Raw genomic sequence first — 13,603 nt, forward strand, 5'->3', positions numbered from 1 at the left:
AATTATGTGATATCAGATCTATTATTTATTTGATCTTTTAGTTTATGAAACTTAAGGAATTAAGTCTTACAGATCTTATTGCATTAATTTCTACAATTTCAGTATTGGTATCAGTGACATCACAGGCATACTTTTATTATAGATTGGATGCTTTGTGGGTTATGTCATTACTAACACCATCAATCTATTTCGTTGAAGTTGTAAAAGTAATCATTTTATTTATTTTATTATTTTCTAATATATTGATTGTTGAACTATTGTTTAAAAAAATCATTAAATATATTTCAGGTAAAAAGAAAGTAAAGTTATTAAATAATGAAGCAGATGTACAAGAGCTTTTATCTAGACAGCAAAAAAAATATGGAAATAATTTAACAGTTTTTTTAGGAATTATGATTTTTGTAGAGTGGTTCTTGTTGAACTATTTTACAAATATTTTTAGGGTGGGTATTTTATTATGGATATCCGCTATTTCTGGATTGATTCTTGCTCTATTAACTGACAAAGAATTTGATCGTACTATACGTTATGTGACATTAGGTATGATTTTGTTGTGTGTAACAGCACTTAATGCTGAACTTAAAATTGTAGAGTTGGATAGAGCACCATATGTTTATTTAAAGAATGATAATGATGAAAAATATCGGTTAGTGGAAGTCACACAAGATAAAGTTATTATTTTTAAGGTGGTTGATTCAAATTATCAAATTCAACTGATGAATACAGATCAGATTAAAAAGATTGTTGCAGAAGTAAGCCCAAATCAATAGTTTTCATTCACTCTTTATCAAAAAAACAGTATCCTTATACCTATAAAAAGGAGCATACATGTATCAAGTACTCGCACGAAAATACCGTCCTCGTAATTTTAATGAGTTAGTCGGGCAAAACCATGTGTCACGTGCATTAACAAGCGCATTGGAACGTGGTCGTTTGCATCATGCTTATTTATTTACGGGAACGCGCGGTGTTGGTAAAACAACAATCGCTCGTATTTTGGCAAAGTGCTTGAACTGCGAAACTGGCGTTACATCTACGCCGTGTGAAGTATGTCCAACATGTAATGCTGTAAATGAAGGTCGTTTTATCGATTTAATTGAAATTGATGCAGCATCACGTACAAAAGTTGAAGATACACGTGAATTATTAGATAACGTTCCTTATGCGCCTACGCAAGGTCGTTTTAAAGTTTACTTGATTGATGAAGTGCATATGCTTTCAACGCATTCATTTAATGCGTTACTCAAAACATTAGAAGAACCGCCAGAGCATGTGAAATTTCTTTTCGCAACGACAGATCCACAAAAGTTACCAATTACTGTAATTTCACGTTGTTTGCAATTTACATTACGTCCATTAGCTGTAGATGAAATTACAACACATTTAACAGATATTTTGGCTAAAGAAAGTATTCAGTCTGAACAAGACGCACTTTGGCAAATTGCCGAATCTGCGCAAGGTTCATTGCGTGATGCATTATCTTTAACAGACCAAGCGATTGCTTATGGTCAAGGTGCAATTCATCACCAAGATGTTAAAGAAATGTTGGGATTAATTGATCGCACAATTATTTATGATCTTATTCTTGCAATACATCAAAACCAAAAGCAACGAGTGAGCGATTTGCTGATTCAGTTTAGACAACAAGCTTTAGATGTATCATTGGTTTTAGATCAGTTTATTTCAACATTGCATGAACTTGCATTATTACAGTATTTACCAGATTTAAGTCTGAAATATAGTGCTGAAATTAATCAAAAAATCATGCAATTATCGCAGTTGGTTTCTGCACAAGATTTACAGCTTTATTACCAAATTGCGTGTAAAGGTCGTGCAGATTTACAGTTATCTGTAACGCAAGAACAAGGCTTTGAAATGTGTATATTGCGTTTACTCGCATTTAGACCATTACAGCCAAATGAAGTTGTTGTGAATCAACATCAACCTATTCAACAAACGCAACAAGTTGAAACAGTAACTTTAACTGCTCCAGTAGTACAAGCTCCAACCTTGGCAGTTGAGCAAACTACAGCAGAATATGTGGCTGAATTTTCTGTAGAAGAAAAACCACAAGCTGAGCCAAATCAAACTGTTGATATTCAAACGACCCATCAAGCAGAAACAGACCAAATTGTATTTGATCCATCTACAGGTGATGAGTTATTTGGCTTAGATGAATCTGAAGTTGAAGAAACTGCTCATCAAGCAGATGAATCATCAAGTGATGATTTTTTAGAAGAAGATTTTAGCCTAAGTAGTTTTGATGAACAGCCAGTGAATCAAGCTGTTAGTACGATTACTGAAACTAAAGAACAGACTCAAATTTCTGTAGAGCCTGAAGCAGAGCAACTTGTAGAGTTACCTAGTTCATCTGAAGTGAATGTTCAAATTGAACAGCCTGCTGAAGTTTTAGCTGTAGAAAAAACCTCTTTAATGCCACAAGATATTTTGCGCTTAGAAGATCAAGTTCTAGAAGGTGAATGGAACGTTGATAAGTGGGAGTATTGGTTCAGAAATAGTGGACTTTCACCCGCAGTTCAAGAAATTGCACAATATGGTGTAATACAAGGTCAAATTAATGGCGAGTCTGTGTTTCATGTACCTGAAAAATACCAACATTTAGTCACTCAAATGCAATCCAATTTGGAAGATGCGTTAAAGGCAAAATGGTCTAATACCTTATTCAAAATTCAATTTGGCGCTGTAGAGGGTTTAACACCATTCGCTATGCAAAATGAGCGTAAAGAACGAGCTTATCAACGTACAGTTGAGTTATTAAATGCAGAGCCAATTGTTCAAGATTTGATGAAAACTTTTGATGGTGAGTTACAAAATATTCAGATTAAAGCTTAATATTTCTGCTCGTTGAGCATAAAAAACAGGCTAAATAGCCTGTTTTTTATTTAATCTAATAAAAGATTAGAAGCGGTAACCAAGACCAACGTAAGTTATGATTGGATTGATTTCTATTTCACTTTTACCTGTAACGAGTTTGCTGCCAGTAGAAGAATTAATTGTTAATGTTGCATCAGTAGAAAGATGGGCATATGAAACAGATGCTGTAGCAAACCATTCTTTGTTGATATTGTAATCAATACCAGCAACTACTACAGGTGCAATAGCATCATCTACAGAGACATTGCCAATTTTTGCACCCAGTGGTAGAGCAATGTTTGGATCGGTTTTAATGTCGCTGAAATGTGCATACATCAAACCACCACCAAGGTAAGGACGGATCTTGCTGTTAATCGTGCCAAATTGGTATTTTGCTAAGACAGTAGGTGTGTATGCACGAGTAGTAGCAATGTTGTCATAGTCACCTAATTCAACACCAAGATTACCGATTAGGTTTACTCGTCCAACACCAGATAATTTCATTTTAGGTGGTGCACCTAAAACCATTTCTAATGAAACATTGTCATTTACAAAGTAATCAAAAGCTAAACCAGCAGTATCTGCGTCTTTTACTTTAAAGCCTGCATTATCTGTCATATTCCAATTGTTACCAAGCTGATTGTTAACACCTTATTCAGAGCTTTGTGGCATTACGTGTAACCAACCTGCAGATACACCAAATGTTTTACCATCTGAAGTTTCAGCATGCGTTGCTGTAATAGCAGTTAAGCCTAAAAGTGCAATTGGGAGAATCGTTTTAAAAGACGGCTTCATATATATTCCCTTAATAGAAGTAGCAAAGTAGTTTTGAAAGTACTGTGAAGTGTAGGGAATTAATTTATAAATGGAACGATTGGTTAATAAAAATTACATAGTTATGAGTATTTTACTAAGAACATTAGAAATAAAAAATTTTATAAAACAAACATATATACAATTCACTTATGACTTTCTATTAAATAAGTAATTGATTTTAAAGGTTATTATTTTAGAGTAATTATTCGATTATTGTTTAATCAGTTATTTTATACTTTTGTAAATTATAAATAAGAATAATAATCTATTAAGTATTTCTAATATATCTATTGTGATAAAAATCTTTTAAAAAGACAATCAATAGTACGATTTCGAACAAAAAATTCGCTTTTATACTGCTATCAATTAGTAAGATATTAAAAGGGTAATTGGTTTGGCTTAATCACTAATCAAAATTTCAATTTAGGAAAATACATTGGATTTAATATTGAAATTAATACTAAATTCAACATTATTATAGAAATTCTATATAGGATTAAAGCTTTAAATCACTTAACATAAGGCAGTTAAAATATAAATATTGATGAGGTTGTTATGTCGTCCAAAACGCCATACAAGGTGTTATGTGTTTGTTTGGGAAATATCTGTCGATCTCCTACGGCGGAAGTTGTTCTTAGACAATTTTGCGATCAACAACAACTCAATATCGTGGTCGATTCTGCGGGTACAAGCAATTATCATCCAAATAAATCGCCTGATGAACGTAGCCAAAAGCATGCGTTAAAACGTGGTTATGATTTATCATCATTAAGAGCAAGACAACTGAACATACAAGATTTTATCGATTTTGATTTAATTTTAGCTATGGATCATGAAAATTTAGAAAATATTCAAATTCTTCAAAATAAAGCTTTAAGTGTGTTTGGAAAAACTAAACTTCGCCCACAGCTTGCTTTAATGAGTGAGCATGATGAAGTATATAAACAACAAGCATTACCAGATCCATATTATGGTGGTGAAAATGGGTTTGAACGTGTGTTAGATCAATGCGAGTCAAGCAGTCGTGCTTGGGTTGAAGTTTTTAAAAATGAATTAGCGGTATAGGTTTCACAATATGAATATTCAAACACAAATTCAACTGAAACCTTTTAATACGTTAAGTTTGGGCGTAATTACATCGCACTACATTAAGGTTCAATCACAACAAGAGTTAGTTGATGCATTGGCTTATGCAGAAGAGCAAAAATTGAATGTGATGATTTTATCGGGTGGCAGCAATATGCTTCTGCCTAAAGAAATTCATGCGCTTGTTATTCATATGAATATTCAAGGTATAGATGATATTTCTGAAGATGAAAACTCTAAAACTATTTGTGTTGGTGCGGGACAAGTTTGGCACGATTTTGTGCTATGGACGACATCTCAAAATTTATTTGGCTTACAAAATTTAGCACTTATTCCTGGTTTAGTAGGTGCATCACCTGTACAAAATATTGGTGCTTATGGCGTGGAAGCTGGTGAATTTATAGATTCTGTGCAAGTTTATGACCGTTATTCAAAAGAGTTTGTTTCAATTCCTGTATCGGATTGCAAATTTTCATATCGTCATAGTATTTTTAAAGATGACCCAAATCGTTATGTGATTATTTCAGTAACTTTTAAACTTTTAAAACACGAAGATTTAAAACTACATTATGGCGATTTAAACACTGCGGTTGGTGAAGATAGAACAGCCTTGAATTTACAAACTCAAGTGATTCAAATTCGTCAAGCAAAATTGCCAGATCCGAAAGAATATCCAAATGTAGGAAGTTTCTTTAAAAACCCTGTTGTAGATCAATCTGTTTATTTAAAATTGGCAGAAACCTTTCCAAATATTCCTCATTATCCGCAGCCGAATAATCAAGTGAAAATTGCAGCAGGTTGGTTGATTGATCAAGCGGGTTGGAAAGGTAAAAAGCTAGGAACTGTTGGCATGTTCCATAAGCAAGCATTGGTTTTGGTTAATTATGCAGATGCGAATTTAAAAGACGTTCAATCGACTTATAAAGCGGTTCAACAAGATGTTTATGCTAAATTTGGTGTATCTTTAGAACCTGAGCCTGTTTTATATAATGAAGAAGGCTTGATTTCCATACACAATGTAATTACAGGGTAATAAATGGCTAAAAAGCATTTAATGGTGAAATTAGTACAAATAGCTTCTTTGTTATTTGTACTTTTAGGCTGCCTGATGCTTTTTGTTTATTCGCCATATTATTCAAAATTAGTGGTTAAAGCTTTAAACACTTTTGTACCTGTTGAAGTCAATGAATTGGCTGCCGAAAGTCAAAAAATGGCATCTTTAAGTGAAAATGATACTTTGGAGCCGGGTTCTGAGCTTTGGATTGCGCGACAAGCTTATTTGAAAGTGATGGAAACTGAATTGAAAAAAGGTTCAGAATCTGATTTAAGTACGATTCAAGCTCGGTATAAGATTTTACAAATCTCTATTATTAATGAACAAGAAGAGCAAGAAAAAGATGAACCTGCGAAGTCTTCAATTCCTTTGTTAGATGTAACATCGAGCTCTGAATCTCAAGCAGAATCAACACAAGCGGTTCGTGAATTACTTGAATTAAATAATTCTGAAAATAAAGCAGCCATGGAAAAATACACAGAATTTTTACTCAAGCATGAAATTGTCGAGCCTATAAAAGAAGAAATTAACTTACAAACGCTAGAAGATGTTCAACAAATTCAAGATCAAGGCATCACTCCAAGTAATGTGCAAAAAATGAAACCTTATGCCATCGTTGTTTTAGGTGGTGGTTTGACTTTAGACAAAGATTCGAAGACTATTGTGGTAAATAATTACACCAAATTAAGATTAGAAAAAACCTTAGAAATAGAAAAAAAATATCAACTTCCAATTGTTTTAAGCGGTGTAGAAGCACCTTATATGCAAGCATGGCTTAAAGAACGTGGTGTTGATGCAAAATTATTAGAAGATAGAAGTATGAATACTTGTGAAAATACACGGTTTAGCTCTTTGCTATTACAAAAAAAAGGCGGTGCGCCAACAGTGATTTTAGTGACAGATGAATATCACATGCCACGTACACGTCGTTTATTTGCTTTAAATGGAATTGAAACGATTCCAGTAGAAGCTCCAATGCCAACGCAACTTACAAACTGGCGTCCTAGTGCTAAAAATTATGATCATAGCCGTAGAGCAAATTATGAAATGCTTGCATCTATTCGAGATGTGTTCTTGGGATCAAGTGATTGTAGAGAGATTCCATAATGCCTGATATTCCATTTTTGAATCCTAACCAATTAAAATTATTAGATTTACCTATACCAAGTAGAGAAAAAACGCCACTGCAACTTGAAGCTTTAAACTTAAATCGTAAATTTTCGCCAAATTCAGAATTACAAGCATATCGAAAATTATATGGTTTTCATTTATTAGATTGTGAACATTGGCAAGGCTATGTATCTATGCTTTTGTTTAAATTACATGTGCAGGTTTTTCAGCCAAATTTAGACAATTCACAATTTAAAGCTATTCAAGGCACTGTATTTTTACTACATGGCTATTTGGAACATAGCGGAATTTATCAGCCAATTATTAAAGAATTACTTGAACAGGGTTTTAGTGTCATTACATTTGACTTGCCTGGTCATGGCTTGAGTGATGGTTCACCTGCAAATATTAAAGATTTCGACCATTATCAAGACGTTTTACATGCAGTTTATCAATATGTAAAAACAGCAGATCAATTACCAAAACCGTGGCTAGGCATTGGACAAAGTACAGGTGGTGCAATTTTAATGCATCATTTACTTGAGTTTGCAGAGCGTCGTGTAAATCCTTATGTCGATCGTGTTTTGTTACTTTCACCTTTAGTTCGACCCGCAAAATCTGCTTGGTGGCACAATGCAGTGGGTTTAGGCATTATTCGTCGTATTAAAAAACAAGTGCCACGCCATTTCCGTCGAAATAATCATAATCCTGAGTTTTTAAGATTTATTCGTTTAAAAGATCCACTACAACCTAAAATGATGGGGATGGATTGGATTTTGGCCATGTCAAAATGGATGCATGAAATGGAGCAAAGACCGTCTTGTCGTATTCCTGTTTGGTTGGCGCAAGGTGCTCAAGATCAAACAGTCGATTGGAAATACAATGTTGATTTCATTCGTAAGAAGTTTAGATTACAAACGACGCTGATGCTTGAAGAAGGTTCGCATCAGTTAATTAATGAACGTGCGGATATTCGTGCTGCATTAACAGGCTTAATTCCTGCATTTTTACATGCCCAGCAAAGTAAAGTTTATTATTAAATAAATTCCCTAAAAAAGCTTAAGTTGAAAATGCTTGAGCTTTTTTATGTTTTGAATAATTACTCAATAATTAACATATTATGATCATCAAATTTCCAATCTGCTGAGTATGCGACTTCCCAATAATAACCATCTAAGTCTTGGAAATACCCGCTATAACCACCCCAAAAAGCTTTTTGAGCAGGTTTAATGATGGTTCCACCGTGCATTTCAACTTTATGTAAAATGACATCGACTTCATTTTCTGATTTTGTGTTGCAAGCAAAAGTAATACCGCTAAATCCTTGATTTATAATTGGTGGATTTTCAGCATTGATATCTTTAGCGAGTTGCTCTATTGGGTAGAGTTCAAGCTTCGAACCCTGATTATCAAAGAATACTATTGTAGGATTTGCTTGAGTTTCATAGGTTTTAAAACCAATATTTTTATAAAAATCCAAAGAGGCTTTAATATCTTTTACGCCCAAACAGATTAGATTTATTCGATTCAACTTATATCTCCCCAATCAAGAAATAATTTTGATTAAGTTAGATATTAGGCGATAACTAAGAGTGAAAGTTATATCGTTACTTAATACAACATAATAAAAAAGAGGCCGAAGCCTCTTTGATTTGAATCGTTTAGTTTTAAAACTTATTCACATCTGCAACTTTCCACATACGATAATAGAAATTATCTGAATCCATATTTTGGTCACAATTGAGAAGTTCGCCTTCTTTTAACCAAAAGTGAAGTTGTGCATAGTTGTTTATTTCACGGTCATTGACACGTTGTGCTAAATGATGCGCTTTGATGTCGGAAGGGTGTTCTAAACCTGCTGAAGCAAGCAATTCCGCTAAAGCATGCATGGTATTTTTGTGGAAATTATGAACACGTTCTGCTTTGGTTGGAACATGAATTGCTTTTTGGCGTTCTTTATCTTGTGTTGCAACACCAACAGGACATTGGTTGGTATGACAACTTTGAGCCTGAATACATCCAACAGCAAACATAAATCCACGTGCTGAGTTCACCCAATCGGCACCAATTGCAAGAGTACTTGCAATGTCGAATGCACTAATAAGCTTACCACTTGCACCAACTTTAATATGCTTTCTTAAACCTGCGCCAACTAAGGTGTTGTGCACAATACGTAAACCTTCACGTAATGGAACACCCATATTGTCAATAAGTTCGATAGGCGCTGCACCTGTACCACCTTCAGAGCCATCTACAACAATAAAGTCAGGCATGATTTTGGTTTCAAGCATGGCTTTTACAATTGCCATGAATTGCCAAGGTTGACCAATACACAGCTTAAAGCCAACTGGTTTACCATTTGATAATTCACGTAATTGCTGAATAAATTGCATTAATTCAATTGGATTGGAAAATGCTGAGTGTGTTGAAGGAGAAATACAATCACGATCACGGCTAATGCCACGAATTTGAGCAATTTCTTCTGAAATTTTGTCTTTAGGTAAAATACCACCATGACCCGGTTTTGCACCTTGAGAAAGTTTAATCTCAATCATTTTTACTTGTGGTAATTGTGCTTGTTTGGCAAACATTTCAGGTGAGAACTGACCATCTAAAGTACGGCAACCAAAGTAACCACTGCCTAGTTCCCAAACAATATCGCCATTATTTTCTAAGTGATAAGGGCTAATACTACCTTCGCCTGTGTCATGATAGAAATTACCAAGCTTTGCGCCTTTGTTTAATGCACGAATAGCATTGGCACTCAAGCTACCAAAACTCATTGCAGAAATATTCATAATAGATGAGCTATAAGGTTGCGAACATTGCTCATTACCAATATTAATGCGGAAAGTAGATGGGTCGGCAGGTTTACAAGGCGACATCGAATGCATGATAAAGCGGTAATCTTGCTGATATACATTGATGATTGAACCAAAAGGTTTATCTGCATTTTCATTTTTTGAGCGCTGATAAACTAAGCTACGTTGCATGCGTGAAAACGGCAAAGCATCTTGATCTGATTCAATGAAATATTGACGAATTTCTGGACGAAAATCTTCAAATAAATAACGGAAATGCCCCATAATTGGGTAATTTTTTAAAATTGCATGACGTTTTTGTAAGATGTCATAAATACCTAAAATACTAAGCGCAAGAGTTGTTAACCAAATGCTATTAATAACGGTATCTGAAAGGAAATAATGTAAATAGTGAACTTCAGAGAAAACTCTTAACCATGTGAGGGAAACAGCAATAATAATGCTAAGAAACCAAACAGAGTATCTTGAAAAAAATGTATTTAAAAATTTATGTCTTACGCTTTGAGATATGCTGGACACTTTTTAACCCAAAAAATTAAATATGTGCTAACACTGCAACTTTTAGAAATAATTTTCAAGTGTTGATTTGTCTATTTGCAGGTATATGTAATAAGTTATCTGGTTGAAATTTGATGAATTAATCAGGTCTAATGCGCAAAACACATCAGACCTGATTGTATTTTTATTCGACAGGAACCAATATTAATATCGATTCATTGAGCAGTTGTGCGATGTCTTCTAGAATCTCTGCATCGTAAAGCTTTTCATCAAGATTAATAATTTGACCATCTGCCAATTGTTTTAAAATTGGTGTAAATACATCTGAAATGCAGATACCTTCACCATTTGCCCAGAATAGAACGTCGCCATCTTGTTCTGTATAAAGCAAGCGAGATGATGGCTCTAAACAAAGTTTATAACCTTCTTCTAGCGCTTCTTCTAAGTCGCCTGAACCAATTTCTTCTGCTTCAGGAATATTTTCAGGATATTTAGGCTCAGACATTAACGTCATGATTGCATCTTCAAGTACATTTGAGTTTTGAAGTTGCTCCATAATTTTTTCTTTCAAATATTCCAACTCGTTATTCGTAACTTCGCCAACAGCGCTCATTTGGTCACGAATAATATCAACAAGTGGATTACGCAGAACTTCATTTTCAGAGAATTTGTCGCCTACACGATCCATCATGTCGCTGACATTTGGCATGCGGAAGCCAAAAGAGAAGGTGAGGCAATCATCTTCAGCTACGCCATAGTGCGACAAACCAGGTGGAACATAAAGTAAATCGCCTGGTGCGAGAACTTCATCAAAATGAATATCCATGTCGGCTAATAATTTAAGCGGTTGTCCTGCAACAAAGTCTGTTTCAGCATTGCACATTTGCCCAAGCTGCCAACGACGATGTCCGTAACCTTGAACTAAGAACACATCATAGAAGTCGAAATGTTTACCAACAGAGCCACCTTTAGGTGCATAAGACACCATAATGTCGTCACGGCGCCATTGTGGAATAAATGAAAATTTCTTCCAAAGTTCTGCAAGGTCAAATGAATAGTGATCTACCGCTTGAACCAATAAAGTCCAAAGCTTTGGCATTTTCTGGAAATCTGCTTTTAATAAAGGTGAAGATTTCACAGACCATTGATTTGGATCGCGGTCTTTTTGCTTAATTAAACGTGCTGTAATGTTCTCGTCTAAAGCAAGTTCCATTACATCATTTGGTTCTAAAATATTAGCAATTTCAGGCATTGCATTACGAACAAGGAGAGGTTTTTTTTGCCAATATTCGGCAAGGAATTGTTCTGCGGTAATACCGCCTAAAACATCAAGAGTTTGGGACATAAAAATAACTACAGATAAATTTTGTATATTGTCCCTTGTGACGAGTTTTGGTGCAAGTTAATAGGTCTAAATGCTTGTATTTTATTTTTCATAATTGATATAAAAGGACAGACAACTAAATATGGCTGTTTTTTAGGAAATTGAATCTTTCTACTTTTGAGTTCAAAATTTCATTTCGTATAACAGCCATTATGTTAAGTTAATCAAAATTATTAATGCACCAAAACCTAAAAATTTAAATGGAGTAAAAATGACTTTAAAGGGGTTAGATATTCAAGAAGATTGTATCAAAGCTATTTCTAATGAATCTTTAATATTTGATATTAAGAATAAAGCATTTATAGAGGATATAGAAAATCTTTTATTACAGTATTTTCAATATTTTAGTAATGATTTAAATGAAATTGAGTTTGATAATTTTTCTGTGGATTTTTGGTTCGATGCAGGACAATTGATTATTTATCCTGAAAAAGATTTATTAGATCGTAAACCCTTTGAATCTGAATATGATTTAGATAGATTAGACCCTTATTTTTATCTAGTTTGTGAAGAATATAGGATATATTTTGATGACTTAATATCTCGAAAAGTAAGTGATCAAGTATCTGAAAAAGAAGCCATTTCTAAAACTAATGATGTAATTGCTTGTGTAAGCAAAGCTATAAAAAATATAAATGATGAAAAAAATCTTTTAAAGATGTTAGGCAGACCTAGGTTAGAAATAAGATATTTTGGTGTAACGAAAGAAGAACTTTTAGCAAAAGAAATTCTAGTGAAATGAAGTAGATATTTTTGTCGTATTAAGGAAAACTAAAATTAACATAATACACGTTATATGGAAAAATTTATTTTTAAATTTCAGTATATTAAATTATTTTAGTTGAAAATCAGGGTGTCAGATTGATTGTAATTTGACGATCAACGGACATTAATTAAAAAACCGAGTCATTGAACTCGGTTTTTTATGAAAGAGTAGGAAATCAAGGTACTAAAATTTTTAACTCTCTTAAAATGCTACAAAGTTTAATCATTGGCATGCCCATTAAAGTGGTTTGATCTTGTCCAATCATTTCTTCAAAAAGGCTTATACCAAGGCTTTCACATTTAAAACTTCCCGCACAATGTAAAGGTTGTTCAATTTCTACATAGCGCTCAATTTCTTCTAAATTTAGCTTACGGAACTTCACTTTGTAATGCTCAACTAAAGTTCTTTCAAACCCAGAAGCTTTATGTTGAACACTTAAAGCAGTACTGAAATAAACAATTTTGTCCGAGTTTGCTTGAAGTTGCTTAATTGCTTTTTCATTAGTTAAAGGTTTACCCATAAAAATATCGGGAGCGCCTTCACGCCAAGCAACCTGATCGGATCCAATAACAATTGCATTGGGATGTTGATCTGAAATAAATTTTGCCTTTTCAAAAGCAAGTCGTTTGGCTAAATCATCGGCATGGTTTTCACCACGTGGAGATTCGTCAATATCGGGAACAATAGATTGATAGTCAATGCGTAAACGATCCATCAATTCTTTACGAGTTTGGCTGCTAGATGCCAAAATAAGTTGCATATTGTTCATTACACTGCGTAATCCATAAGAACATCAAGCGGAACATATGACAGCGCCGCTTGGTGGCATGCTTGAATTTTAATAGGAGGTGCGTAACCATCTTGGTAGGCATCGACCCAACGAGTCACACAAATACACCAAAAGTCACCCGGTTTTAAGCCTGGAAAACCAGCTTCAGGAAAAGGAGTAATTAAATCATTCCCTACTTTTTGAGAATAATTTAAAAACTCAGATGTCATTTGCGCACAAACGGTGTGTTGCCCTAAGTCTGTGGTGGCTGTATGACAAAAACCATTACGGAAATATCCTGTAATAGGGTCGAAGCAACAACTCGAAAGTGGTTCGCCAAGTACGTTTAAACGGTTGATATTTGGGTCTGGATGAATAGACATAAGTACGTATTTAGTAGTGACCTAGCACTATCATAATCAAA

The 13,603-nt window shown here is 34.2% G+C and carries 12 protein-coding genes and 1 pseudogene; 7 read left to right on the forward strand and 6 right to left on the reverse strand.

What is annotated here, in order from left to right:
* Positions 1-44: 44 nt before the first annotated feature.
* Both SKM54_RS04010 and dnaX read left to right on the forward strand, forming a co-directional pair.
* Positions 45-770, forward strand: coding sequence for a hypothetical protein (locus tag SKM54_RS04010; RefSeq protein ID WP_321094246.1), 726 nt, complete (start codon positions 45-47; stop codon positions 768-770).
* Between the two features lie 58 nt (positions 771-828).
* The gene (gene dnaX, locus SKM54_RS04015; protein ID WP_321094248.1) at positions 829-2,853 is read left to right on the forward strand and encodes a DNA polymerase III subunit gamma/tau; all 2,025 of its coding nucleotides are present in this window, start codon (positions 829-831) and stop codon (positions 2,851-2,853) included.
* A gap of 66 nt (positions 2,854-2,919) precedes the next feature.
* Here dnaX and SKM54_RS04020 read toward each other — a convergent pair.
* Positions 2,920-3,669 (reverse strand): annotated as a pseudogene (locus SKM54_RS04020) (OmpW/AlkL family protein).
* Positions 3,670-4,245: 576 nt separating this feature from the next.
* On the opposite strand from SKM54_RS04020, the gene SKM54_RS04025 reads away from it, so the two are divergent.
* From SKM54_RS04025 to SKM54_RS04040, 4 genes are read left to right on the forward strand one after another with little or no spacing between them, the layout of a single operon-like run.
* Positions 4,246-4,755: a low molecular weight protein-tyrosine-phosphatase gene (locus tag SKM54_RS04025; protein ID WP_321094250.1), complete on the forward strand. Its 510-nt coding sequence runs from the start codon at positions 4,246-4,248 to the stop codon at positions 4,753-4,755.
* 10 nt (positions 4,756-4,765) lie between these two features.
* Entirely contained in the window at positions 4,766-5,809 is a 1,044-nt protein-coding gene (murB, locus tag SKM54_RS04030; RefSeq protein WP_321094253.1) for a UDP-N-acetylmuramate dehydrogenase, read from the forward strand.
* Positions 5,810-5,812: 3 nt separating this feature from the next.
* Positions 5,813-6,937, forward strand: coding sequence for a YdcF family protein (locus tag SKM54_RS04035; protein WP_321087207.1), 1,125 nt, complete (start codon positions 5,813-5,815; stop codon positions 6,935-6,937).
* Positions 6,937-7,980, forward strand: coding sequence for an alpha/beta hydrolase (locus SKM54_RS04040; RefSeq protein WP_321094255.1), 1,044 nt, complete (start codon positions 6,937-6,939; stop codon positions 7,978-7,980). The genes SKM54_RS04035 and SKM54_RS04040 overlap by 1 nt, the downstream gene beginning before the upstream one ends.
* 59 nt (positions 7,981-8,039) lie before the next feature.
* Here SKM54_RS04040 and SKM54_RS04045 read toward each other — a convergent pair whose 3' ends face one another.
* The 3 genes from SKM54_RS04045 to SKM54_RS04055 form a co-directional block, all read right to left on the reverse strand.
* Complete coding sequence (locus SKM54_RS04045) at positions 8,040-8,471, reverse strand: VOC family protein (RefSeq protein ID WP_321094258.1); 432 nt, start codon at positions 8,469-8,471, stop codon at positions 8,040-8,042.
* A 136-nt stretch (positions 8,472-8,607) separates the two neighbouring features.
* The gene (locus SKM54_RS04050; protein WP_321094260.1) at positions 8,608-10,281 is read right to left on the reverse strand and encodes an FMN-binding glutamate synthase family protein; all 1,674 of its coding nucleotides are present in this window, start codon (positions 10,279-10,281) and stop codon (positions 8,608-8,610) included.
* A 163-nt stretch (positions 10,282-10,444) separates the two neighbouring features.
* Complete coding sequence (locus SKM54_RS04055; protein ID WP_321094263.1) at positions 10,445-11,605, reverse strand: ribosomal protein uL16 3-hydroxylase; 1,161 nt, start codon at positions 11,603-11,605, stop codon at positions 10,445-10,447.
* Between the two features lie 250 nt (positions 11,606-11,855).
* On the opposite strand from SKM54_RS04055, the gene SKM54_RS04060 reads away from it, so the two are divergent.
* Positions 11,856-12,386: a hypothetical protein gene (locus SKM54_RS04060; RefSeq protein ID WP_321094265.1), complete on the forward strand. Its 531-nt coding sequence runs from the start codon at positions 11,856-11,858 to the stop codon at positions 12,384-12,386.
* A gap of 199 nt (positions 12,387-12,585) precedes the next feature.
* Here SKM54_RS04060 and SKM54_RS04065 read toward each other — a convergent pair whose 3' ends face one another.
* Together SKM54_RS04065 and SKM54_RS04070 are read right to left on the reverse strand one after the other, a co-directional pair.
* A complete protein-coding gene (locus SKM54_RS04065; protein WP_321094267.1) occupies positions 12,586-13,179 on the reverse strand; it encodes a Maf family protein in 594 nt (197 codons plus the stop codon).
* Positions 13,179-13,562 carry a DUF2237 family protein gene (locus tag SKM54_RS04070; protein ID WP_154773076.1) on the reverse strand — a complete coding sequence of 128 codons (384 nt, stop codon included), beginning with the start codon at positions 13,560-13,562 and terminating at the stop codon, positions 13,179-13,181. Before SKM54_RS04070 ends, SKM54_RS04065 begins: the two co-directional genes overlap by 1 nt.
* Positions 13,563-13,603 lie beyond the last annotated feature (41 nt).

The organism is Acinetobacter faecalis (genome assembly GCF_034187745.1).
Taxonomy (GTDB): domain Bacteria; phylum Pseudomonadota; class Gammaproteobacteria; order Pseudomonadales; family Moraxellaceae; genus Acinetobacter; species Acinetobacter faecalis.

What these genes read in the sequence shown, in the direction of transcription:
- SKM54_RS04070 (WP_154773076.1), bottom strand. Translation starts at nt 13,562, where the DNA reads ATGTCTATTCATCCAGACCCAAATATCAACCGTTTAAACGTACTTGGC.
- murB (WP_321094253.1), top strand. Translation starts at nt 4,766, where the DNA reads ATGAATATTCAAACACAAATTCAACTGAAACCTTTTAATACGTTAAGT.
- dnaX (WP_321094248.1), top strand. Translation starts at nt 829, where the DNA reads ATGTATCAAGTACTCGCACGAAAATACCGTCCTCGTAATTTTAATGAG.
- SKM54_RS04010 (WP_321094246.1), top strand. Translation starts at nt 45, where the DNA reads ATGAAACTTAAGGAATTAAGTCTTACAGATCTTATTGCATTAATTTCT.
- SKM54_RS04060 (WP_321094265.1), top strand. Translation starts at nt 11,856, where the DNA reads ATGACTTTAAAGGGGTTAGATATTCAAGAAGATTGTATCAAAGCTATT.
- SKM54_RS04065 (WP_321094267.1), bottom strand. Translation starts at nt 13,179, where the DNA reads ATGAACAATATGCAACTTATTTTGGCATCTAGCAGCCAAACTCGTAAA.
- SKM54_RS04055 (WP_321094263.1), bottom strand. Translation starts at nt 11,605, where the DNA reads ATGTCCCAAACTCTTGATGTTTTAGGCGGTATTACCGCAGAACAATTC.
- SKM54_RS04040 (WP_321094255.1), top strand. Translation starts at nt 6,937, where the DNA reads ATGCCTGATATTCCATTTTTGAATCCTAACCAATTAAAATTATTAGAT.
- SKM54_RS04035 (WP_321087207.1), top strand. Translation starts at nt 5,813, where the DNA reads ATGGCTAAAAAGCATTTAATGGTGAAATTAGTACAAATAGCTTCTTTG.
- SKM54_RS04025 (WP_321094250.1), top strand. Translation starts at nt 4,246, where the DNA reads ATGTCGTCCAAAACGCCATACAAGGTGTTATGTGTTTGTTTGGGAAAT.